20 protein-coding genes and 2 pseudogenes are annotated in these 20,234 nt (G+C 72.1%); 12 read left to right on the top strand and 10 right to left on the bottom strand.

The features are described 5' to 3' along the window. The first annotated feature begins 20 nt into the window (after positions 1-20). The 5 genes and pseudogenes from RCR19_RS30130 (at position 21) to RCR19_RS30110 (ending at position 4,617) form a co-directional block, all read left to right on the top strand. Positions 21-1,370, top strand: coding sequence for a ferredoxin reductase family protein (locus RCR19_RS30130; protein ID WP_331267985.1), 1,350 nt, complete (start codon positions 21-23; stop codon positions 1,368-1,370). 7 nt (positions 1,371-1,377) lie between these two features. Next, positions 1,378-1,863: an FMN-binding protein gene (locus RCR19_RS30125; protein ID WP_331267984.1), complete on the top strand. Its 486-nt coding sequence runs from the start codon at positions 1,378-1,380 to the stop codon at positions 1,861-1,863. A 124-nt stretch (positions 1,864-1,987) separates the two neighbouring features. Beyond that, positions 1,988-3,325 (top strand): ferredoxin reductase family protein, encoded by a 1,338-nt coding sequence (locus RCR19_RS30120; RefSeq protein WP_331269594.1) that lies wholly within the window; start codon positions 1,988-1,990, stop codon positions 3,323-3,325. A gap of 29 nt (positions 3,326-3,354) precedes the next feature. Beyond that, a pseudogene (locus RCR19_RS30115) lies at positions 3,355-3,807 on the top strand (FMN-binding protein); the annotation flags it as partial. Between the two features lie 72 nt (positions 3,808-3,879). Further along, positions 3,880-4,617: an FAD:protein FMN transferase gene (locus RCR19_RS30110; protein WP_331269593.1), complete on the top strand. Its 738-nt coding sequence runs from the start codon at positions 3,880-3,882 to the stop codon at positions 4,615-4,617. A 54-nt stretch (positions 4,618-4,671) separates the two neighbouring features. On the opposite strand, the gene RCR19_RS30105 is transcribed toward RCR19_RS30110, so the two are convergent. The 7 genes from RCR19_RS30105 to RCR19_RS30075 form a co-directional block, all read right to left on the bottom strand. After that, positions 4,672-5,208 (bottom strand): arginine repressor, encoded by a 537-nt coding sequence (locus RCR19_RS30105; protein ID WP_331267983.1) that lies wholly within the window; start codon positions 5,206-5,208, stop codon positions 4,672-4,674. Between the two features lie 7 nt (positions 5,209-5,215). Further along, positions 5,216-6,424, bottom strand: coding sequence for an acetylornithine transaminase (locus tag RCR19_RS30100; RefSeq protein ID WP_331267982.1), 1,209 nt, complete (start codon positions 6,422-6,424; stop codon positions 5,216-5,218). Further along, positions 6,421-7,335 carry an acetylglutamate kinase gene (argB, locus tag RCR19_RS30095; protein WP_059125625.1) on the bottom strand — a complete coding sequence of 305 codons (915 nt, stop codon included), beginning with the start codon at positions 7,333-7,335 and terminating at the stop codon, positions 6,421-6,423. Before argB ends, RCR19_RS30100 begins: the two co-directional genes overlap by 4 nt. Beyond that, positions 7,332-8,483, bottom strand: a complete 1,152-nt coding sequence (argJ, locus tag RCR19_RS30090; protein ID WP_331267981.1) for a bifunctional glutamate N-acetyltransferase/amino-acid acetyltransferase ArgJ — start codon at positions 8,481-8,483, stop codon at positions 7,332-7,334. The genes argB and argJ overlap by 4 nt, the downstream gene beginning before the upstream one ends. Next, entirely contained in the window at positions 8,480-9,508 is a 1,029-nt protein-coding gene (gene argC, locus RCR19_RS30085; RefSeq protein ID WP_331267980.1) for an N-acetyl-gamma-glutamyl-phosphate reductase, read from the bottom strand. The genes argJ and argC overlap by 4 nt, the downstream gene beginning before the upstream one ends. A 383-nt stretch (positions 9,509-9,891) precedes the next feature. Beyond that, on the bottom strand, positions 9,892-12,486 hold the full coding sequence (locus RCR19_RS30080; RefSeq protein WP_331269592.1) for a YfhO family protein: 2,595 nt from the start codon (positions 12,484-12,486) through the stop codon (positions 9,892-9,894). A 476-nt stretch (positions 12,487-12,962) separates the two neighbouring features. Then, positions 12,963-13,550, bottom strand: a complete 588-nt coding sequence (locus tag RCR19_RS30075) for an ABATE domain-containing protein (RefSeq protein WP_331267979.1) — start codon at positions 13,548-13,550, stop codon at positions 12,963-12,965. Between the two features lie 89 nt (positions 13,551-13,639). Between RCR19_RS30075 and RCR19_RS30070 the strand changes: the two genes are divergently transcribed. The 5 genes and pseudogenes from RCR19_RS30070 (at position 13,640) to RCR19_RS30050 (ending at position 16,309) form a co-directional block, all read left to right on the top strand. After that, the gene (locus RCR19_RS30070; protein ID WP_331267978.1) at positions 13,640-14,872 is read left to right on the top strand and encodes a cysteine desulfurase; all 1,233 of its coding nucleotides are present in this window, start codon (positions 13,640-13,642) and stop codon (positions 14,870-14,872) included. Between the two features lie 67 nt (positions 14,873-14,939). Next, positions 14,940-15,095, top strand: a pseudogene (locus RCR19_RS30065) (MerR family transcriptional regulator); the annotation flags it as partial. Positions 15,096-15,107: 12 nt separating this feature from the next. Further along, positions 15,108-15,341, top strand: coding sequence for a MerR family DNA-binding protein (locus RCR19_RS30060; protein ID WP_331267977.1), 234 nt, complete (start codon positions 15,108-15,110; stop codon positions 15,339-15,341). Further along, positions 15,338-15,778, top strand: coding sequence for a carboxymuconolactone decarboxylase family protein (locus tag RCR19_RS30055; protein WP_331267976.1), 441 nt, complete (start codon positions 15,338-15,340; stop codon positions 15,776-15,778). Before RCR19_RS30060 ends, RCR19_RS30055 begins: the two co-directional genes overlap by 4 nt. Before the next feature lie 54 nt (positions 15,779-15,832). Then, complete coding sequence (locus RCR19_RS30050; RefSeq protein ID WP_331267975.1) at positions 15,833-16,309, top strand: DUF6314 family protein; 477 nt, start codon at positions 15,833-15,835, stop codon at positions 16,307-16,309. Here the strand turns inward: RCR19_RS30050 and RCR19_RS30045 are convergent. From RCR19_RS30045 to RCR19_RS30035, 3 genes are all read right to left on the bottom strand, one after another. After that, positions 16,292-16,879, bottom strand: a complete 588-nt coding sequence (locus tag RCR19_RS30045; protein ID WP_331267974.1) for a histidine phosphatase family protein — start codon at positions 16,877-16,879, stop codon at positions 16,292-16,294. The genes RCR19_RS30050 and RCR19_RS30045 overlap by 18 nt on opposite strands. 45 nt (positions 16,880-16,924) lie before the next feature. Continuing rightward, complete coding sequence (locus tag RCR19_RS30040) at positions 16,925-17,410, bottom strand: GNAT family N-acetyltransferase (RefSeq protein WP_331267973.1); 486 nt, start codon at positions 17,408-17,410, stop codon at positions 16,925-16,927. A gap of 82 nt (positions 17,411-17,492) precedes the next feature. Next, the gene (locus tag RCR19_RS30035) at positions 17,493-18,959 is read right to left on the bottom strand and encodes a PLP-dependent aminotransferase family protein (protein WP_331267972.1); all 1,467 of its coding nucleotides are present in this window, start codon (positions 18,957-18,959) and stop codon (positions 17,493-17,495) included. Between RCR19_RS30035 and RCR19_RS30030 the strand changes: the two genes are divergently transcribed. Together RCR19_RS30030 and RCR19_RS30025 are read left to right on the top strand one after the other, a co-directional pair. Then, positions 18,958-19,932, top strand: a complete 975-nt coding sequence (locus tag RCR19_RS30030) for a DMT family transporter (protein ID WP_331267971.1) — start codon at positions 18,958-18,960, stop codon at positions 19,930-19,932. The two genes, RCR19_RS30035 and RCR19_RS30030, sit on opposite strands and share 2 nt — an antisense overlap. Before the next feature lie 95 nt (positions 19,933-20,027). Beyond that, positions 20,028-20,234, top strand: a complete 207-nt coding sequence (locus RCR19_RS30025; RefSeq protein WP_059125636.1) for a DUF1918 domain-containing protein — start codon at positions 20,028-20,030, stop codon at positions 20,232-20,234.

Here is a 20,234-nt window from a genome sequence, read left to right as displayed (position 1 = left end):
ATGCCGGAAAGGAACCGACCATGACCACGGTGTACCAGCAGCGGACGCCGCTCGTGCCGCCGGTCGTCCGGCGATCCCCGGCGGGCCCGGTGCTGGCCTCCCTGTGGACCGGGGCGGCCGCCGTGGTCGCCCTGTGGTGGCAGGACACCGGCTCCGTGGTGGGGACGGCCGGCTGGCTCCTCGGGGCCGGGCGGATCGCCGGGCTGCTGTGCGGCTACTCCTGCGCGGTCCTGGTCGCGCTGATGGCCCGCGTGCCGCTCCTGGAACGGCGCATCGGGTCGGACCGGGTGACGCGCTGGCACGCGATGGCCGGGCGGTACACGGTCTGTCTGCTGGTCGCGCACGTCGTGCTGGTCCTCCTCGGGTACGCCGCCCAGGACCGGGCCTCGATCGTGCACGAGACGGTCACGGTGGTGCTGCACTACCCGGAGATGCTCAAGGCGACCCTCGGCACGCTTGTGCTGTGTGCCGTGGGCATCACCTCCGTGCGTGCCGTGCGCCGCCGGGTCGGCCACGAGTTCTGGTACTACGTGCACCTGCTGACGTACGGGGCGGTCTTCCTCGCCTTCGGTCACCAGCTGGCGCTGGGCGGGCAGTTCGTCGGGAACGCACCGGCCCGGGCCGCCTGGTACGCGCTGTATCTGAGCGCGGCGGCCCTGGTCGGGTGGTTTCGGGTGCTCACGCCGGTGCGGCTGAACCTTCGCCACCGGCTGCGGGTGGCGGCGGTGCACCGGGAAGCGCCGGGCGTGTGGTCCGTCGTCATACGGGGGCGGCGCCTGGACGACCTGGGCGCCCGGCCCGGTCAGTTCTTCCGGTGGCGCTTCCTCGCCCAGGGCCTGCGCTGGACGCCGACGCCGTACTCCCTGTCGGCGCCGCCGCGCCGGACCGAGCTGCGCATCACCGTCAAGGCGCTGGGCGACCACAGCGCGTCGGTGGCACTGCTGCGGCCCGGCACCCGGGTGTGGGCGGAGGGCCCGTACGGATCGCTCACTGCGGAACGGAGCTCCACGGGCAGGACGCTGCTGATCGCGGGAGGCGTCGGAGTCACCCCGCTGCGGGCCCTGTTCGAGACACTCCCGGGTGAGGTGACTCTCCTGTACCGGGCGCGCTCGGTACAGGACCTGGCGCTGGGCGCCGAGCTGGAGGCCATCGGCCGGTGGCGCGGTGCACAAGTGCTGTACGCCCTCAACGGGGAGGACGGCGCGCGCCCGCGGCTGACGCCGGGCGCCCTCCTGGCGGCGGTGCCGGGCCTCGCCGATCACGACGTCTATCTGTGCGGGCCGCCCGGATTCGCCGGGGACATGTACGAGGCGCTGTGCGCCGCCGGCGTCCCCGACCGCCGTATCCACCACGAGTCGTTCGAGCTGTGAGGCCACCATGCACACGCTGAGGAGAAGGAGCCCACTGCGGCGGATCGTGCTCGCGAGTGCCGCCACCGTCACGGGGACGGTGCTGCTGCTGTCGATGAAGCCGCACACCACGCCCCACATCGTCACGGCCGCTCCCGCCCCGTCCGCCAGCGCGAGCGTCCCGGCCGGATCCGGTGGCTCGGGTGCGGACCGGTCCGGCGGGTCCGCCGCGACGGGTACGAAGACCGTCACCGGGGATTCGGCCCCGACCCGTTACGGCCCCGTCCAGGTCCGGATCACCGTGAGGAACGGCAAGCTCACCGATGTGACGGCCGTGACGTATCCGCAGGAGAACCCGAGGGACCAGGAGATCAACGGTTATGCCGTCCCGCAGTTGCGCCGGGAGGCGCTGGCGGCGCAGAGCGCGGACATCGACGTCGTCTCCGGGGCCACGTACACGAGCCAGGGTTACCAGCAGTCGCTCCAGTCGGCGCTGGACTCGATGGGCGGTTGAACGCACGGACGTTCCCTCACGTACCTGTGGGCCAAGGGGGCCACTGGCCTCACCCGTCCCACGCAGGAACACGGAGGAGACCGTGTCCACGATCGCCGGTGGCCGCGCCGCGCGGCGCCAGACGATGCGCGCCATCCGCCCACGCCGCTCCCCTGCCGTCCCGCTGCTGGTCGCCCTCTGGGCGGGGGCGGCGGGCGTCATCTGGATGTGGTGGACGAACACCCCGTCCATCGCCGACAACTCCGGCCGGATCCTGAACGCGGGGCGCATCACCGGCTTGCTTGCCGGGTATCTGATGGCGCTGGTCGTACTGCAGATGGCACGCGTGCCCGCGCTGGAGCGCCGGGTCGGTTCCGACCGGGTCGCCCGCTGGCACGCGATGACCGGCCGGTACACCATCTGCCTCGTCCTCGCCCATCTGTTCCTGACGATGTGGGGCTACGCCCTTCAGGCCGGGACCGGGCTCGGCGGGATCGTCCGGCAGACCGTCGACTCGGTGCAGCAACTGCCGGACGTGGGCAAGGCCGCCATCGGCACGGGTCTGCTGCTCCTCATCGGCCTGATCTCGATCGGCCCGATCCGCCGCAGGCTCTCCTACGACCTCTGGTACCACGTCCATCTGCTCACCTACGCCGCCACCTACCTGTCGTTCTGGCACCAGCTGTCGACCGGCAACGAGTTCGTCGCGCAGGCGTGGGCGCGGACGGCCTGGTACGTGCTGTACGGGTCGGTGACCACGCTGGTGATCTGGTACCGGATCATCACGCCGATCCGGCTCAACATGCGCCACCGGCTGCGGGTCGAGGCCGTCGTCGAGGAGACGCCCGGCATCGTCTCGGTCCTGATGACCGGCCGGAAGCTGCACCGCATGGGGGCGGCCGCCGGGCAGTTCTTCCGCTGGCGCTTCCTCGCTCCCGGCATGCGCCTCAGCTCGCATCCCTACTCGCTGTCGGCGGCGCCGCGCCCCAACATGCTGCGCATCACGGTCAAGGCGATCGGCGACCACAGCTCCGCGCTGCGCGATCTGCGACCCGGCACCCGGGTGTGGGCGGAGGGCCCCTACGGGGCGCTCACCGCCGACCGGCGCAGCCGCGGCAAGGTGCTGCTGGTGGCGGGCGGCGTGGGCATCACCCCGATGCGGGCGCTGTTCGAGACGCTGCCCGGCGCCGCGGGCGACCTGACACTGCTCTACCGGGCCAACAGCACCCAGGACCTGGCCCTGTGGGACGAGCTGGCGCAGATCGCCGAGGAACGCGGCGCCCGGCTGATGTACGCGGTCAACAGCCCGGAGGGGGAACGCCCCGACATCTCCGCGGACACCCTGCGCCGCAAACTGCCCGACATCGATCGGCACGACGTCTTCATGTGCGGGCCGCCCGGCTTCGCACAGCAGGTGTACGAGGCACTGCGCGGCGCGGGGGTCCCTGCCCGCCGTATCCATCACGAGTCGTTCGAGATGTGAGCGACGGGGAGTCAGGAGCTTTGGGAGCGATGAGGAAGAGTCACCCCGTCCGGCGTACGGTACTCGCCGGCGCCGCGACGGTCTCGGGCATCGTGTTGCTGCTGGCGCTCAAGCCGGCCTCCGACCCGGCATCGGCCCAGGCGGCGGGCGGTGTCACCGCGCAGCGGAGCGCCGCGGCCCAGGAGTCGCCGCAGGGCGGCAGCGGGCAGCAGACGGGCGCACGGACCGTCACCGGCGATGTGGCCACGACGCAGTACGGCAACGTCCAGGTCCGCCTGACGGTGAGCGGTGGCAGGATCACCGCGGCCGAGGCCGTACAGGCGCCGAAGGGCGGGGTCAGCGACCAGAAGACCGCCCTGGCCGTACCCCGGCTGAACCAGGCGGCCGTCGCCGCGCAGAGCGCGGACATCGACGCGGTCTCCGGGGCGACCTACACCAGCACGGGGTACAGGCAGTCGTTGCAGTCGGCGCTGGACAAGGCCGGTGGCTGAGTGGTCGACCAGGTGACCGACCCCGCGGGGGTGCCGTCCGCGCTGCGCCACGCGGAAGAGGTGATGGGCACCGTCGTCTCCTTCGACGTGCGCGGTGGTGAGCCCGGGGCCGTGCGGACCGCGCTGGAGGAGGCGATCGCCGGGCTGCACCGTGTGGACGAGGTGTTCAGCACCTACCGGGCGGACAGCCAGGTCTCGCGACTGGGCCGGGGCGAGGTGACCCTCGAGCAGTGCGATCCGGAGGTCGCCGAGGTGCTCGCGTCGGGCGCCGAGGCGGAGCGGCTCAGCGACGGCTGGTTCAGCACACGGTACGAGGGACGGATCGACCCTACCGGGATCGTGAAGGGCTGGGCCGTCGAACGCGCGGCGCGGCACCTGGCGGCGAGCGGGGCCGACGGGGTGAGTGTCAACGGCGGCGGTGATGTGCAGATGTACGGGGTGCCCGGGCCGCACCGGCCCTGGCGGGTCGGGATCGCGGATCCGCTGCGCCCCGGCGGGCTCGCGGCGGTGGTCTCCGCCGCCGGCGCCGCCGAACTCGCCGTGGCCACCTCGGGAACAGCGGAGCGCGGCGCCCACATCGTGGATCCGCGCACGGGCAGGGCGGCCGTCACCGACCTGGTGGCCGTGACCGTGGTGGGTCCCCGGCTGATCTGGGCGGACGCCTGGGCGACGGCGGCCTTCGCGATGGGTTCGCGGCAGGCCCTGGACTGGCTGGAGTCGCTGCCGGACGTGGAGGCCCTGCTCATCACGGCGGGTGACGAGGTGCGGTGCACGGGTGGGCTGGCGGCGCGTCTGGGCTGAACCGGGCAGGCAGCTGGGTTGAGGGCACACCGTCCGGTGTGCCCCCTCTCCCGCTCAGTGGTGGTTCTGCGCCAGCCTCAGCAGATGGTCCGCCAGTGCCTGGCCGCCGCTCGGCTCGCGGCTGATCAGCAGCAGCGTGTCGTCGCCCGCGATGGTGCCGAGGATGTCGTGCAGTTCCGCCTGGTCGATGGCCGAGGCGAGGAACTGGGCCGCGCCGGGCGGCGTACGCAGGACCACGAGGTTGGCGGAGGCCTCCGCGGAGATCAGCAGTTCCTGGGACAGGCGCCTCATCCGCTCCTCCTTGGCCGACTCACCGAGCGGCGCGCGCGGGGTGCGGAAGCCGCCCTCGCTGGGGACCGCGTAGATGAGGTCGCCGTCGGTGTTGCGGATCTTCACCGCGTTCAGCTCGTCCAGGTCCCGGGAGAGCGTCGCCTGGGTGACGTTCAGCCCGTCGTCGGCGAGGAGCTTCGCCAACTGGCTCTGGGATCGCACCGGTTGCCGGTTGAGGATGTCCACGATCCGGCGGTGGCGTGCGGTGCGGGTCTGCGGCACGGATGGCCCCGCCGCGTCGTGGTCCTGCGCCTGGCTCATCGTCGTCTCATTCCCCGGATCGTCCGTCCCCGTTGCCTGCGTCGAGGACGCCGGGGAGCGCCCGGAGGAACACCTCCACCTCGTCGTCGCCGATGTTCAGCGGCGGCATCAGCCGTACGACGTTCGGGGCGGGCGCGTTCACCAGGAGACCGGCGTCCTGAGCCGCCTGCTGCGTCTGCTGCGCCAGCGGCTCGGTGAGCACGATACCCAGGAGCAGGCCCGAGCCCCGGACATGGCCGACGAGCGGGTGGCCGAGCGACTCGATCCCGTCCCGCAGCCGCTCGCTCTGACGCTTCACGTTCTCCAGCAGTCCCTCGGCCTCGATGGTGTCGAGAACGGCGAGGCCGGCAGCGCACGCGACGGGATTGCCACCGAAGGTCGTGCCGTGCTGTCCGGGCTGGAGCAGTCCGGCGGCCCTGCCGAAGGCCACGGTGGCGCCGAGCGGGAGCCCGCCGCCGAGGCCCTTGGCGAGGGTGACCACGTCGGGCAGGACACCCTCATGGGCCTGGTACTCGAACCAGTGCCCGGTGCGGCCGACACCCGTCTGCACCTCGTCCAGGACGAGCAGCGCCCCGGTGGCGGCGGTGATCGCCCGGGCCGCCTTCAGATACCCGGCGGGCGGGACGACCACCCCGTTCTCGCCCTGGATCGGCTCGATGATCACCAAAGCGGTGTCCTCGGTGACCGCGGCGGCCAGGGCCTGGGCGTCGCCGTAGGGGACGTGCGTGACCTCTCCGGGCAGCGGCAGGAAGGGTTCCTGCTTGCCGGGCTGGCCGGTGAGCGCGAGGGCGCCCATGGTGCGGCCGTGGAAGCCGCCCTCGGTGGCGACCATATGGGTGCGCCCGGTCAGTCGGCCGATCTTGAAGGCACCCTCGTTGGCCTCGGCGCCGGAGTTGCAGAAGAACACCTTGCCGTCCCGGCCGAAGAGCTGGAGCAGACGCTCGGCGAGAACGACGGGCGGTTCGGCGATGAACAGGTTCGAGACGTGGCCGAGCGAGGCGATCTGTGTGCTGACGGCCTCGACGACCGCGGGGTGGGCGTGACCGAGCGCGTTCACCGCGATGCCGCCGACGAAGTCGAGGTACTCCGTGCCCTCGGCGTCCCACAGTCTTGCGCCCTCGCCGCGGACGAGGGGGAGCCGCGGCGTGCCGTAGTTGTTCATGAGCGCGCCCTGCCAGCGCCGGGTGAACTCCTCGTTGGCCGTCGTTCCCGTCATGCGTCGTCCCCCTCGTGCTTGTCGGGCAGCACCATCGTGCCGATGCCCTCGTCGGTGAAGATCTCCAGCAGGATCGAGTGCTGGACCCGGCCGTCGATGACACGGGCGGTGTTGACGCCGTTGCGCACGGCGTGCAGGCAGCCCTCCATCTTCGGCACCATGCCGGAGGACAGGTCCGGCAGCAGCTTCTCCAGCTGGGAGGCCGTGAGGCGGCTGATCACCTCGTCGCTGTGGGGCCAGTCCTCGTAGAGACCCTCGACGTCCGTGAGGACCATGAGGGTTTCGGCGCCCAGTGCCGCAGCGAGTGCCGAAGCCGCCGTATCAGCATTGACGTTGTAGACATGTCCGTCGTCCTGACTCCGGGCGATCGACGAGACGACCGGGATACGGCCGTCGGCGAGCAGCGCCTCGATCGCGCCCGTGTCGATCGCGGTGATCTCGCCCACCCGCCCGATGTCGACCAGTTCGCCGTCGATCCGCGGATGGTGCTTGGTGGCGGTGATGGTGTGCGCGTCCTCGCCGGTCAGGCCGACGGCGAGCGGGCCGTGCTGGTTGAGCAGCCCGACCAGCTCGCGCTGCACCTGCCCGGCCAGCACCATGCGCACGACGTCCATGGCCTCCTCGGTGGTGACGCGCAGACCCGCCTTGAACTCGCTGACGATGCCGTGCCGGTCGAGGGCAGCGCTGATCTGCGGGCCGCCCCCGTGCACGACGACGGGCTTGAGGCCGGCGTGCCGCAGGAACACGACGTCCTGGGCGAAGGCGGCCTTCAGCTCCTCGTTCACCATGGCGTTTCCGCCGAACTTGATGACGATCGTCTTGCCGTGGTGCCGGGTCAGCCAGGGCAGCGCCTCGATGAGGATCTGGGCCTTGGGCAGCGCGGTGTGCTTACGGGTCGTTCCGTTGCTCATGAGGAGTACGCGCTGTTCTCGTGGACGTAGTCGGCGGTGAGGTCGTTGGTCCAGATGGTGGCGGTCTCGGCGCCCGCGGCGAGGTCGGCGACGATGTGCACCTCTCGGTAGCGCATGTCGACGAGCTCGCGGTCCTCGCCCACGGAGCCGTTCCTGCATACCCAGACGCCGTTGATGGCCACGTTGAGCCGGTCGGGCTCGAAGGCGGCCTTCGTGGTGCCGATCGCCGACAGGACGCGGCCCCAGTTGGGGTCCTCGCCGTGGATCGCGCACTTGAGGAGGTTGTTGCGGGCGATGGAGCGGCCCACCTCGACGGCGTCGTCCTCGGAGGCGGCGCCCACCACCTCGACCTTGATGTCCTTGCTGGCGCCCTCGGCGTCACCGATGAGCTGCCGCCCGAGGTCGGCACAGACCTCCCGTACGGCCTCGGCGAAGTCCCCGAACTCCGGGGCGATGCCGGAGGAGCCGGAGGCGAGCAGCAGCACGGTGTCGTTGGTGGACATGCAGCCGTCGGAGTCGACGCGGTCGAAGGTCACCCTGCAGGCCGCCCGCAGGGCCTCGTCCAGGGTCTCCGGCTCGAGGTCGGCGTCCGTGGTGAGCACGACGAGCATGGTGGCCAGGCCCGGTGCGAGCATGCCCGCCCCCTTGGCCATGCCGCCCACGGTCCAGCCGTCGCCGGTCACCACGGACGTCTTGTGGACGGTGTCGGTGGTCTTGATGGCGATGGCGGCCTTCTCACCGCCGTGCTCGGACAGCTGGGCCGCGGCCTTCTCGACCCCCGGCAGGAGCACGTCCATCGGGAGCGGGACGCCGATGAGTCCGGTGGAGCAGACGGCGACCTCGATGGCTCCGCGGCCGAGGACGTCCGCGACCTTCTCGGCCGTGGCGTGCGCGTCCTGGAAGCCCTTGGGCCCCGTGCAGGCGTTGGCACCGCCGGAGTTGAGCACGACCGCGGAGACCTGGCCGGCCTTGATCACCTGCTCCGACCACAGCACCGGAGCGGCCTTGACGCGGTTGGAGGTGAAGACGCCCGCGGCGGCACGGCGGGGACCGTTGTTGACCACGAGGGCCAGGTCCGGGTTGCCGCTCACCTTGATGCCTGCGGCGATGCCCGAGGCGGTGAACCCCTGGGCGGCGGTGACGCTCACGGTGCGACTCCGATCGTGGAAAGCCCGGTGGTCTCGTCGAGGCCGAGGGCGATGTTCATGCTCTGGACGGCACCGCCCGCGGTGCCCTTGGTCAGGTTGTCCATGGCGCTGATCGCGATGATGCGGTGCACGGCGGCGTCGTATGCGACCTGCAGCTGAACGGCGTTGGAACCGTGGACGGACGCGGTGGCGGGCCACTGCCCCTGCGGCAGGAGATGGACGAAGGGCTCGTCGGCGAACGCCTTCTCGTAGGCGGCGCGGACCGACTCCGCCGTGACACCCGGCTTCGCCCTGGCGGTGCAGGTGGCGAGGATGCCGCGCGGCATCGGGGCGAGCGTCGGTGTGAAGGAGACGGCCACGGCACCGCCCGCGGCCGCGCCGAGGTTCTGGACGATCTCGGGGGTGTGCCGATGCACCCCGCCGACGCCGTACGGCGACATCGACCCCATGACCTCGCTGCCGAGCAGATGCGGTTTGGGCGCCTTGCCGGCTCCCGAGGTGCCGGAGGCGGCGACGATCACGGCCTCGTTCTCGGCGAGTCCCGCGGCGTAGGCGGGGAAGAGCGCGAGCGAGACGGCGCTCGGGTAGCAACCGGGTACCGCGATGCGCTTGGACCCCTCCAGCGCAGCGCGGGCACCCGGCAGTTCGGGGAGGCCGTAGGGCCAGGTCCCGGCGTGCGGGCTGCCGTAGAACCTCTCCCAGTCGGCCGCGTCCTTCAGCCGGAAGTCGGCACCCATGTCGATCACGAGCACGTCCGGACCGAGCTGCTCGGCGACGGCCGCCGACTGCCCGTGGGGCAGTGCGAGGAAGACGACGTCATGTCCGGCGAGCGCCTCGGGCGTGGTCTCCTCCAGCATGCGATCGGCCAGGGGCAGCAGATGCGGCTGGAGCGCGCCGAGCCGCTGCCCGGCGTTGGAGTTCCCGGTCAGGGCGCCGATCTCGATCCCGGGATGCGCCAGAAGCAGACGCAGCAACTCCCCACCCGCGTAGCCGCTGGCTCCGGCCACCGCCGCACGTACCGTCATGAACCCTCCTCCTGGATGGCATGACTATACGTTGCGTTGCACGTTTATGCAATTCCGGCGATGGGGTCCGGTCGTGCGCCGCGGGGCGGGCAACGGCTTCTCAAGCCTGCGAAAGACGGGAGTCACCGGGGGTGCGGCCTGGTCGGGGGCGGTGGCGTGGAATTGACGCCACCGCGGCCGCTCCCCCGGATGGACCCCGCGTTCAGGAAAACAGATCCGGCCCCAACGGAGGACGGAGGCCTGCCGAGAAACAGGTCAACAAAAAGGGAACACCGAACAAAGCCATGGACGTGGAACGAGATCGATGGCCCCTACCGCCGAGAAGTCGGGAAACCGTCCCGGAACCGGCCACGCATTCACGGCGCACACAAGGAAGGAACGCGTCAATTCGTGGTGACCGCCGCACGTCGTCGGCGGACGGCGGGGAGAGCGGTGAGCGCGACCAGGGTCAAGAGCGTCACACCGCCGACGGCCGAGCCCAGCCGCAGGCCCGGCGGGTGGAACGTACATGTGAGGCTGGTCGAGGAACCGTCGAGGGGGACGGCGATCAGCCCGTGGTACTCCCCTGCCGGGGTGGCGGGACCGTCACCGGTCGCACAACGCCACCCCGCGATCCGGGGGGCCGCCACGACCGCCGTCCCGGTGGTGCCGGCCGGCAGTTCGGCCCGGACGGTGCCGTCGGAGACGGTCAGCCGGCGGGCACCGGTGGCCTTGAGCCGCTGGACGACCCCGTCCAGCGCCGTGGTGTCCAGGCATCCGACCGCGCCGTCCGGCACAAGGCTCGTCCGGTCGGGAGACAGCTCGATCCGGAGGTGCCCGGATGCCGGGACCCGCCCGAGGCGCTCCATGGCGGCGATCTTGGTGACTCCGTGGTCGGACCGGAACCGCCCGGTCAGTGCGGGGGCCTGAGTGCCGCCGAGCCGTGCGGTTCCCGAGAAGTCCGGGGCCCACAGATAGACCTCGCTGCCGGCCCGGCAGTCGGCCGTGACCGTCGGCCTCGGCACGGCGTTCCCGGCGGGCACCGCGTCGAGGCGCAGACCCCGGCGCTCGGCCGCTCTTCGGTCCAGCGGCTCGCCGGCGGCGTCGCGCACCGTGATGCGGGGCACCGCGTAGACCCGGGCGCCCAGCAGCAGTTCCTGGTTGCGGTAGGGCGACGGTCCGAACGAGGACGTGTCCGTGCGTGTGCCGGCGGGCACCGACGGCCGCACCGTGACCAGGGGCGGCACGTCCTGGCGGGTCACGTACACATGGCTCCCGTCCTGCGGGAACCAGTTCTGATGCGGGTCGGGCGGGGAGTGCACCCGCGCGCCGACGGAGAAGATCACGTCCGTGACGGCGTTGTCGATGCTCTGCAGATTGCGCCCCCGCGAGGTCCAGCCGCCCCCGAGCTCCGTGATCAGGGTGCTGAGGACGTCGGAGGTGTGGCTGCTGTAGTACTGGGCACCCTGGCCGCCCAGCAGCATCGGGTCGTTGCCGACCGTCTGCTCCCGGCCCGGGTCTGTGCGGTACCGGGGCCAGCCGTCGGCCTTCTCGATCGCCTCCGACTGCTCCTGCTGGCGCGCCCCCCAGGGGGCGTAGTCGTCCATGCGCGAGAGCCGCATCCGGGTGGCCGCGGCGGTGGTGGCCGTGGTCTCCCCGAGTTGCGTGCAGACGAGCAGCGCCACGGCGCAGCCGACGAGCAGGGCGCGGTGCCCGCCCGTGGCGAGTCGCCCGCGTTGTGTCCCGGCGTAGAGGGCCAGTCCGGCAAGCGTGCCCGCGGCGGCGAGCGCGAGCACCGGCCACGCGAAGGAACGGACCAGGCCGCTGCGGCTCGCGAGAGCCGTGATCAGTGCCAGCAGCACGCTCGCGGCGATCAGGGCGCGCCGGTCGGGCGGCCCGTACGAGAGGGCGTACCAGGCGGCGATGACGAGCAGCGCGCACAGCACGAAGGCCTCGCGGTACGGACTGCCCTGCGGGGTGGTGAAGGCGTGCCAGAACAGATGGGTCGGCGTCCACTGCATCGACAGCGTCACCGCGATCACCGACACCGTCCATCCGGCGCGCACCCGCCAGGGCACCGCCCGGTGGAACGGCAGGGCGAGGGCGAGCACCAGTGCCGTGATGCCCACGTACACGGCCGGTGTACCGAAGCTGTACGTCGTCGGCAGCAGCCGGGCCAGCAGGTCCTGGCCCGCCACGGGTTCGAACCCGGTGAACCTGCCGGGCGAGGCGTGCTTGGTCCCGAAGTACACCACCGTCACCAGCGGCGCGGCCAGGCCCATGCCGAGGGCGAAGGTGAGGGCGGCCCGGCCCGCTGCGGCCAGCGCCTGCCGGCGGGTGAGTCCGGCGAGGAGCAGCCGGACCAGTAGCACCACAGCGGCGCCGATGGTGGCCATGTATCCCGTGTAGAAGTTGGCGATCCACACGAGGGCGACCAGGAGCACACCGGGGAGCCGGCGCCGCCCGTTCAGCGCCCACTCGCCGACCAGGCACAACAGGGGCAGGCCGATGAGGCCGTCGAGCCACATCGGGTTGTACGACGCGTCCGCCACGCTCCAGCCGCACAGGGCGTAGGAGGCGCCCAGCAGTCCCGCGGCCCACCAGCGGCCGGACCGCAGACGGAGCAGCAGCCAGGCCATGACGGCGCCGGCCGTCGCCGTTTTGAGCACGGTGATCACGTACACCGCGAGGTCGATCCCGTCCCGCGGGAACACGGCGACCAGCAGGGCGAAGGGGCTGGTCAGATAGGTGCCGAGGTCGGGCAGGAAACTGGCGCCGAAACCGGACTGCCAGTTGACGAGGATTCCGCCGTCGGCCCTTCCGTGCAGCAGGTCCCACAGATGGGCGTGGTAGGGCACGTACTGGTTGCCCATGTCGTTGATGCTGCGGGTGCGGGGCCCGAAGGGGAAGCTGCGGGCGACGGCGCCGGCCGCGCAGAACACCGTGACGGTGAGGGCAGCGGCCAGCAGGGCGGCGGACTGCCTCGGCCCGGTCGGCAGCCGGAGCCGCCAAGGGCGTCCGGTCGTCGAGGCGGGCTCGCTGGGCCGGCGTTGCGCGGGCACGGACGGCGCCTTGTCACCGTGCACGGTCCCGGTCCTCGGCTCCGGCCGGGTTGTCGGTTTCACATCCAGTTCCTGTCCGGACGTCGCGGCGAGGTCCCGTGATGCGTGCCACTCGGCGCCGGGGGCGACGCCGGTACGGCGGCCGTGGGCAGGGTCGAGCGATGCATTTCTTGGCGAGCCCCCTGAAAGCGTGGGACGCAGGGCGTCCCGGTCCGGGGGCGTGCCTCCCCCGCGTGTCTCATTTCGCCAGCTGAGACGGGCGTTGATTCCGAAAGGTTGTGCCGCCTCCGGAAAGTGGTGGGACAAATTCCGAAAGCGCTCGCCCGAGCCGATGCACACCCTCACCGCAAGGAAAAGGAAAGTCGCTCCACACATGAATTGCGGGTGAATGAAATCCGACCGCCGGGGATTGGTCAGCGCGCCTTGCGCGCCGCGTAGGCCCGTGCCGCCCGTACCCGGTTGCCGCACTTCGTCGTGCACCAGCGCCGCGCTCCGTGCGAGCGCAGGAACCAGCGGGCACAGCCCTGCGCGGCGCACTCGGTGAGCTGGTCGGCCTCGGAGCCGGTGAGCAGTTCGGTGGCGTCCTCCGCCAGCACGGACAGCGCGGCGGCCGCCGGGTTGCCGGCGTCCGGCTCGTCGCAGCGGTGCGGGCCGTCGGCCGTCCACGCCAGCCGGGGGGTGGCGGGCGCCGCCGCCAGGGCGGCGTTCAGGGTCGCGAGGTCCTGCGCCGAGGGGATCCCGTGGGCCTCGCGGGCCTGGAACAGCGCGCGCAGCGCCTCGCGCAGGCCCAGCAGCCGTCCGGACTGCCTGCCGTTCAGCGCGACCCTGTCCGGCAGCAGCCCGTGCCGGACGAGCCACAGATGCGCGGCCTCCGTGCCGTCGAGCAGGTCGACAGGGCCGTGGCTGATGGTGAAACGCGTGTTGACCAGCGCCAGGGAGGCATAACGCTCCTCCCCGGGGACCGGGAGCTGGTGCAGGTAGACAGGGCTGTCGTGATCCACGCCCTCATGTTAATGCTTGCGATTCTCCGTGAGGAGACCTAGCGTTTCTCACGGAGAATCGCAACAGACAGCGTGAGAGGTGAGAGGCCGTGACCTTCGACGTGGACGCCCTGCGCAAGGACTTCCCGATCCTGGAACGGACGGTCGAGGGCGGTGCCCGCCTCGTCTACCTGGACTCCGGTGCCACCACACAGAAGCCCCTCCAGGTCCTGGACGCCGAGCGGGACTTCTACCTCCGGCACAACGCCGCCGTGCACCGCGGCGCGCACCAGCTGGCGGGAGAGGCGACGGACGCGTACGAGAACGCCCGGCAGACCGTCGCCCGGTTCATCGGAGCCGCCGACGACGAGGTGGTCTTCACCAAGAACACCACCGAGGGCATCAACCTCGTCGCGTACGCCCTGGGCAACGACCGCAGGCTCGGACCGGGCGACCGGATCGTGGTGACGGAGATGGAGCACCACGCCAACCTGGTGCCCTGGCAGCAGCTCGCCGAGCGCACCGGGGCGACGCTGGACTGGTTCGGTCTCACCGACGACGGGCGTCTCGACCTCTCCCGGGTCGACGAACTCCTGGACGAGCGCACCAAGGTGCTCGCCCTCGCGCACCAGTCCAACGTCCTCGGCACCATCAACCCCGTACGGGCGCTCGCCGACCGGGCTCACGCGTTCGGTGCGCTCGTCGTGGTCGACGGGGCCCAGTCGGTGCCCCACCGGCCGGTCGACGTGGGTGAACTGGGTGCCGACTTCCTCGCCTTCTCGGGGCACAAGATGCTGGGCCCGAGCGGCGTCGGCGTGCTGTGGGGCCGGCGCGAGCTCCTCGCCGCCCTCCCGCCCTTCCTGACCGGCGGGTCGATGATCGAGATCGTCGAGATGGATCGCACCACCTTCCTGCCGCCGCCCCAGCGCTTCGAGGCGGGTGTGCCGATGACGGCTCAGGCGGTCGGCCTCGCGGCAGCGGTGGACTACCTCCGAGCGCTGGGCATGGACGCGGTGGCCGCGCACGAGGACCGCCTCACCGCCCGCGCCCTGGACCTGCTGGGCGAGATCCCGGGCGTAGGCATCGTCGGCCCCCGGGACCTCACCGACCGAGGATCGGCCGTGTCGTTCACGGTCGACGGCATCCACCCCCACGACGTCGGCCAGGTCCTGGACGAACGGGGTGTCGCGGTCCGCGTGGGTCACCACTGCGCCCGCCCGATCGTGCGCCGCTACGGAATCCCGGCGACGACCCGGGCGACCTTCTACGTGTACAACACGCCCGATGAGGTGGATGCCCTGGTCGAGGGAGTCCGCGCAGCTCAGGCCTACTTCGGGGGATGACGGACGGGAGCACTTGACCTGGAGCGCGCTCCAGGTCCTACGGTCTTGTCCATGACCAGCGCGGAGCCTGCCACCCCCGACGGGGAGCCGACCCTCACCATCGCCCAGGTCGCCGAGCGCACCGGCCTCACACACGACACGCTACTACGAGAAGGCCGGCCTGATCGAGCGGGTCGGCCGGACCGGCGGCAACCAGCGGCGTTACGCGGCCGCCGATCTCGCCTGGCTGGAGTTCGTGCTGAGGCTGCGCGAGACGGGGATGCCGATCGCCGAGATGCAACGCTTCGCCGGACTGCGCGCCCGGGGCGAGGCCACGGTCGCCGACCGGCTGGCGATGCTCCGGGAGCACCGTGCCGGGGTGGCGCGGCGGATCCGAGCCCTGCGCCGCAACGCGGCCGCGCTGGACGACAAGATCGACCACTATGAACGGCTGCTCGAAGGGCAGCCGGGGACGGATGGACCGGCATGAACGCGAGCACCTCTCGTGAAGAACGTTTCGCCCATGGGCTGGAGGTCCTGAAGCTGGTCGACGGCCGAGCCGGACAGCGGGTCGTGGACGCGCTCGCCGACGTCAGCCCGGAGCTCGGCCACCAGATCGTCGCCTGGGCCTTCGGGGACGTCTACGACCGGCCGGAGCTCGCCCCGCGCGACCGCCAGTTGGTGACGCTGGGCATGCTGACCGCGCTCGGCGGCTGCGAGGCCCAGCTGGACGTGCACGTCAACGCGGCACTCAACGTGGGTCTCACGCCTGAGCAGATCGTGGAGGCCCTGCTCCACTCGGCGGTCTACTGCGGCATGCCCAGGGCGCTGAACGCGACATTCGCCGCGAAGCAGGTCTTCGCCGAGCGCGGGCTGCTGCCGCTCGGAGGCCGGTCCCCGCAGGAGCCGGCCGCTCCCTCCGTCTGATGGGAGGGCCGGCTCCGTGCCGGGCACGGCGGTGCGGGACGTAGGGTCGAACGCATGGTGGATCGTGAGTTCTGGCCCGTGCGGGACCTGCTGGCCCATCTCGCCGGGCGCTGGCGCGTGGAGCGCACCGTGCGGGACCTCGCGAGCGGCGAGGAGGGCCGCTTCGACGGGACCACCCTGTTCTCGCCTCCGAAGGACGGCGGGGACGGGCTGCTGCACCACGAGTCGGGCACGTTCGTGTGGCAGGGCACCCCGCGTCCGGCCGAGCGGACGCTGTGGTTCCTGCCCGGGCCTTCAGCGGGTGCCTCTCAGGTGCGGTTCGCCGACGGCCGCCCGTTCCACGACCTCGACCTCACGAGCGGCCGCCATGTCGCCGAGCATCCGTGCGCCGCGGACCTCTACCGGGGCGAGTTCACGGTCCACGACGAGGACCGCTGGCGGACGGTCTGGCGGGTCGGCGGGCCCGCGAAGTCCCTCGTCCTGACCACCGACTACACGCGCGAGCGGCTGGAGTCAGCCCCGTCCCTGTGACGGAGCCTCCAGCCGGAGGTTCCAGCGTCCGTTGCGGCCCGCGAGCGTGACCGTCGACAGGGGGCGCACATCGATGTTCCAGTACGCCGACGGCTGTGCCCGCAACGCGTAGACGAGCGCCGCCCGCACCACCGACGGCTCCGTCACGGCGACGATACGGCTGCCGTCCTCGACCGGACGGGTCTCCAGCCAGCCGCCCACCCGGGAGATGAAGGACATCAGGGGCTCTCCGCCGTGCGGCGCGGAGCGGGGATCGGCGAGCCAGGCGTCCACCGCCGCCGGCTCCCGGGCCATCGCCTCGCCCAGCGTGAGTCCGCGCCAGCGGCCCATGCTGCAGTCCCGCAGCGCCGGCTGCACCAGTGGGGCGTATCCGAGCGCGTCCCCGGTCGCCCGGCTCCGCGGGGTCGGCGAGCAGTAGCGCAGCTCGGCAGCCGCCAGCGGCACCAGGTCCCCGGCTGCACGCTGCACTTCGTCCCAGCCGGCCTGGTCCAGCGGCCGGTCGTCCTCGAAGCGCTCCGCGAGCAGCGAGGAGCTGCGCGCCGCGGCGACGAACGTGACCCGAAGATGCATGCGGCGATCGTGTGCCGCCCAAGTGGGCAGGTCAAGGGACGTTACTCAGGAGTGACCAAAGGTGTCGAGACCTTGACGTGCGCCCCGGCCCGAGCGGTCGAGCCAGAGCACCATCCACTGGTCCGGCCTGTCGAGCGGCTCGAAACCGTGCTGGGCGTAGACGCCGTGCGCGTCCTCCGTGGCGAGCAGGACGCGGCGCAGCCCGAACGGTGCGAGGTGCTCGCGCACCGCGCCGACCAGGGCGGTGCCGATGCCCTTGCCGCGCGCCTGACGGTCGACGTAAACATCGCAGAGCCAGGCGAACAGCGCCTCGTCGGTCACCACGCGTGCGTAGGCCACCTGGGCTCCGGAAGCGGCCTCGTACACCCCGAAGTTGAGGGATTTCGCGACCGCGCGCTCATGCTGTTCACGGGGCCGGTCGAGCGCCCAGTACGCGTCGGTCGACAGCCAGCGATGCGTGCGGTCGACGTCGATACGGGCGGGATCGGCGGAGAACTCGTACCCGTCGGGAAGGCGCGGCGCGTCGGTCATGGCGCGAGAATCGCAGGCCACACGGGTGCTGTCGAGCGGTTTTCGGGCTCGTGCGCCGAAGCCCCGGACGGCGCACGACGCGTCATCCCGCTGCGCTCGTTCCGCCGGCGCGGTGCGGAAGTACCTCGTCGCAGGCGCTCCGCAGACGCCGCACCCCCTCCGCGATCTCCCCGGCGCCCGCCACCGCCGCGAAGCTCAACCGGAGGTGGGCCGCCGGAGGTTCGGCACTGAAGTAGGGGCGCCCGGGGGTGACCGCCACTCCCGCACGCAGGGCGCCCGCGACGAGGGCGGGCTCGTCGGCGCCGTCGGGCAGTCGCACCCAGAGGTGGTAGCCGCCCGACGGGACGTGCGGCAGCGCCAGTTCGGGCAGACGCAGGCCCAGCGCGGCGGTCATCGCGTCCCGGCGGCTCCTCAACTCCGCGGAGACGGCCCGCAGATGCCGCGGCCAGGCGGGCGAGCCGACGAGTTCGAGTGCCGCCTCCTGCAGCGGACGCGGCACGAAGAACGTGTCGACGATCTGGATGGCACGCAGCCGCTCGAGGACCGGACCGCGGGCGGCGAGGGCACCGACCCGGAAGCTCGGCGAGGTCGCCTTGGTGAGCGAGCTGACGTGCACGACGACGCCCTCGGGATCCTCGGCGGAGAGCGGCGGCGGCAGGGGCCCCGCGTCCTCGTGCACCAGGCGGCGCACGAAGTCGTCCTCGATCACGAACGCGCCGGCGTCCCGCGCGATGCGCAGCACCTCGCGGCGGCGCTCCGGCGCGAGGACGGCACCGGTCGGGTTCTGGAACAGCGGCTGGCAGACGAAGACCCGGGCGCCGCTCGCCCGGAACGCGTCCGCAAGCAGGGCCGGTTTCACCCCGTCCGCGTCGACCGGGACGGGCACCGGCCGGAGCCCGGCCGCGCGTGCGATCGCGAGCATTCCGGGGTATGTGGGCGATTCGACCAGAACCGGCGCGCCCGGTGGCGCCAGCGCCCGCAGCGCGGTGGTGAGCGCGGACTGGCCGCCCGCCGAGATCAGCACGTCCGCCGTGGTGACCGCACCGCCTATGCTCCGTGCGAACCACTCGCGCAGCTCCGCGATCCCCTCCATGGGCGGCCGGGCCCAGGCACCCGGCCGGCGGCCGGCCCGCGACAGAGCCGCGCCCATGGCGCGTTCTGGCTGGAGCACGGGATGCAGATAGCCGCCGTTGAACTCGACGACCCCGGCGGGCGGGGCGGCCAGCGAGGTCAGCACCCCCGAGGCGTCGACGCTGCGCGGCACGAGTTCGGCGGAGGCGTCCGCGCTGAGGGCGACCTCCTGCCAGGAGGTGTCCCCGACCTCCCGGGCGACGGCCCGGGGCTCGGCCCGGAACGCGCCGGCCCCGGGCCGCGTCACCACGATCCCCTCGGCGGTCAGCTGGGCAAGCGCGCGCGACACGGTCACCGGGCTCACCCGGAACCGCTCGACGAGCGCACGGCTCGACGGCAGCTTCTCACCCGGAGAGTAGCGCTTCACCTCGGTTCGCAGATGTTCCGCGAGTTCACCCACACTGCTACGCTCATGCATGAAAGCAGAGGATAGCGCTACCGCGTACACGTCGATAGCGGCCGAGTCGGGCCCCGGCATCGCGCCCCCCGCCGCCCGCACCCCGGCCCGTACCGGACCGGGCGAACGGTCCCCCCGCCGGCGGGCCGGCGTGCTCCAGGCGGGACTCGGGGTCCTCGCCTTCTCGCTCACCTTCCCCGCCACCGCCTGGGGGCTCGAGGGCTTCGGGCCGTGGACGCTCATCGGTCTGCGCAGCGTGCTGGCCGCGATCATCGCGGGCGGATGTCTGCTCGCGCTGCGCGTCCCGCTTCCCGCACGGCAGCACCGGGCGGGGCTAGCCGTGGTCGCGGCCGGTGTCGTGCTCGGTTTCCCGCTGCTGACCACCCTCGCCCTCGAGACCTCGACCACCGCGCACGCCGCCGTGGTCGTGGGGCTGCTCCCCCTGACCACCGCCCTGTTCTCCGCGCTGCGCGTCGGCAACCGGCCGTCCCGGACGTTCTGGCTCGCGGCGCTGGCCGGCGCCGCCGCCGTCATCGGCTTCACCGTGCAGCAGAGCGGCGGCACTCTGACGGGGGCGGACGCCTACCTCTTCGGCGCGCTCCTCGTCTGCGCCGCCGGTTACACCGAGGGCGGCCGGCTGGCCCGGGTCATGCCCGGCTGGCAGGTCATCGGCTGGGCGCTGGTGCTCTGCCTGCCGCTCACGCTGCCGGGTGCGATCGTGGCCCTGGCGTACGAGCCGGTCCACCTCACCGTGCACGGCCTGGCGGGGCTGCTGTGGGTGGCGGCGGGTTCGCAGTTCCTGGGGCTGGTCGTCTGGTACCGGGGCATGGCCGCGATCGGTATACCCAAGGCCAGCCAGTTGCAGCTGGCGCAGCCGCTGCTCACACTGGTGTGGTCGGTACTGCTCCTCGGCGAGCATCTCACTCCGGCCGCGCCGCTCACGGCGGCCGCGGTGCTGATCTGTATCGCGGTCACCCAGAGGGCGCGTGACTGACCGGGTGGGGTGCACGGACAGGGTCGGCCGGCGCAACCAGGCCGTGGACCCACGGCCACGGACCGATACTCCCGCACGTGACGAGGAGGCCCCAGATGCGCGCAACTGTGGGCGACAAGCTTGTGCAGCACGGCAGGATCGTCGGGCAGCACGACAAGATCGGCGAGATCGTCGAGGTGATGGGGACGAACGGCAACCCGCCGTACCGCGTCCGCTTCCAGGACGGGCACGAAGGTGTGTGCTCGCCCGGCCCCGACACCGAGATCCGCCACAGGGAACTGGAACAGCCGATCGGTCAATGA

It is taken from the genome of Streptomyces sp. WAC07094, from assembly GCF_036320405.1.
Lineage (GTDB): Bacteria > Actinomycetota > Actinomycetes > Streptomycetales > Streptomycetaceae > Streptomyces > Streptomyces lannensis.
The sequence above is the reverse complement of the archived record's forward strand: the minus strand, read 5'-3'. Positions and strand labels throughout refer to the sequence as shown.

Coding starts and splice junctions, on each gene's coding strand:
- RCR19_RS30035 (WP_331267972.1), bottom strand. CDS start 18,959: ATGCATGAGCGTAGCAGTGTGGGTGAACTCGCGGAACATCTGCGAACC.
- RCR19_RS30045 (WP_331267974.1), bottom strand. CDS start 16,879: ATGCATCTTCGGGTCACGTTCGTCGCCGCGGCGCGCAGCTCCTCGCTG.
- RCR19_RS30105 (WP_331267983.1), bottom strand. CDS start 5,208: ATGAGCCAGGCGCAGGACCACGACGCGGCGGGGCCATCCGTGCCGCAG.
- RCR19_RS30025 (WP_059125636.1), top strand. CDS start 20,028: ATGCGCGCAACTGTGGGCGACAAGCTTGTGCAGCACGGCAGGATCGTC.
- argB (WP_059125625.1), bottom strand. CDS start 7,335: ATGAGCAACGGAACGACCCGTAAGCACACCGCGCTGCCCAAGGCCCAG.
- RCR19_RS30050 (WP_331267975.1), top strand. CDS start 15,833: ATGGTGGATCGTGAGTTCTGGCCCGTGCGGGACCTGCTGGCCCATCTC.
- RCR19_RS30120 (WP_331269594.1), top strand. CDS start 1,988: ATGCGCGCCATCCGCCCACGCCGCTCCCCTGCCGTCCCGCTGCTGGTC.
- RCR19_RS30125 (WP_331267984.1), top strand. CDS start 1,378: ATGCACACGCTGAGGAGAAGGAGCCCACTGCGGCGGATCGTGCTCGCG.
- RCR19_RS30110 (WP_331269593.1), top strand. CDS start 3,880: ATGGGCACCGTCGTCTCCTTCGACGTGCGCGGTGGTGAGCCCGGGGCC.
- argC (WP_331267980.1), bottom strand. CDS start 9,508: ATGACGGTACGTGCGGCGGTGGCCGGAGCCAGCGGCTACGCGGGTGGG.
- RCR19_RS30040 (WP_331267973.1), bottom strand. CDS start 17,410: ATGACCGACGCGCCGCGCCTTCCCGACGGGTACGAGTTCTCCGCCGAT.
- RCR19_RS30055 (WP_331267976.1), top strand. CDS start 15,338: ATGAACGCGAGCACCTCTCGTGAAGAACGTTTCGCCCATGGGCTGGAG.
- RCR19_RS30030 (WP_331267971.1), top strand. CDS start 18,958: ATGAAAGCAGAGGATAGCGCTACCGCGTACACGTCGATAGCGGCCGAG.
- RCR19_RS30100 (WP_331267982.1), bottom strand. CDS start 6,424: ATGACGGGAACGACGGCCAACGAGGAGTTCACCCGGCGCTGGCAGGGC.
- RCR19_RS30130 (WP_331267985.1), top strand. CDS start 21: ATGACCACGGTGTACCAGCAGCGGACGCCGCTCGTGCCGCCGGTCGTC.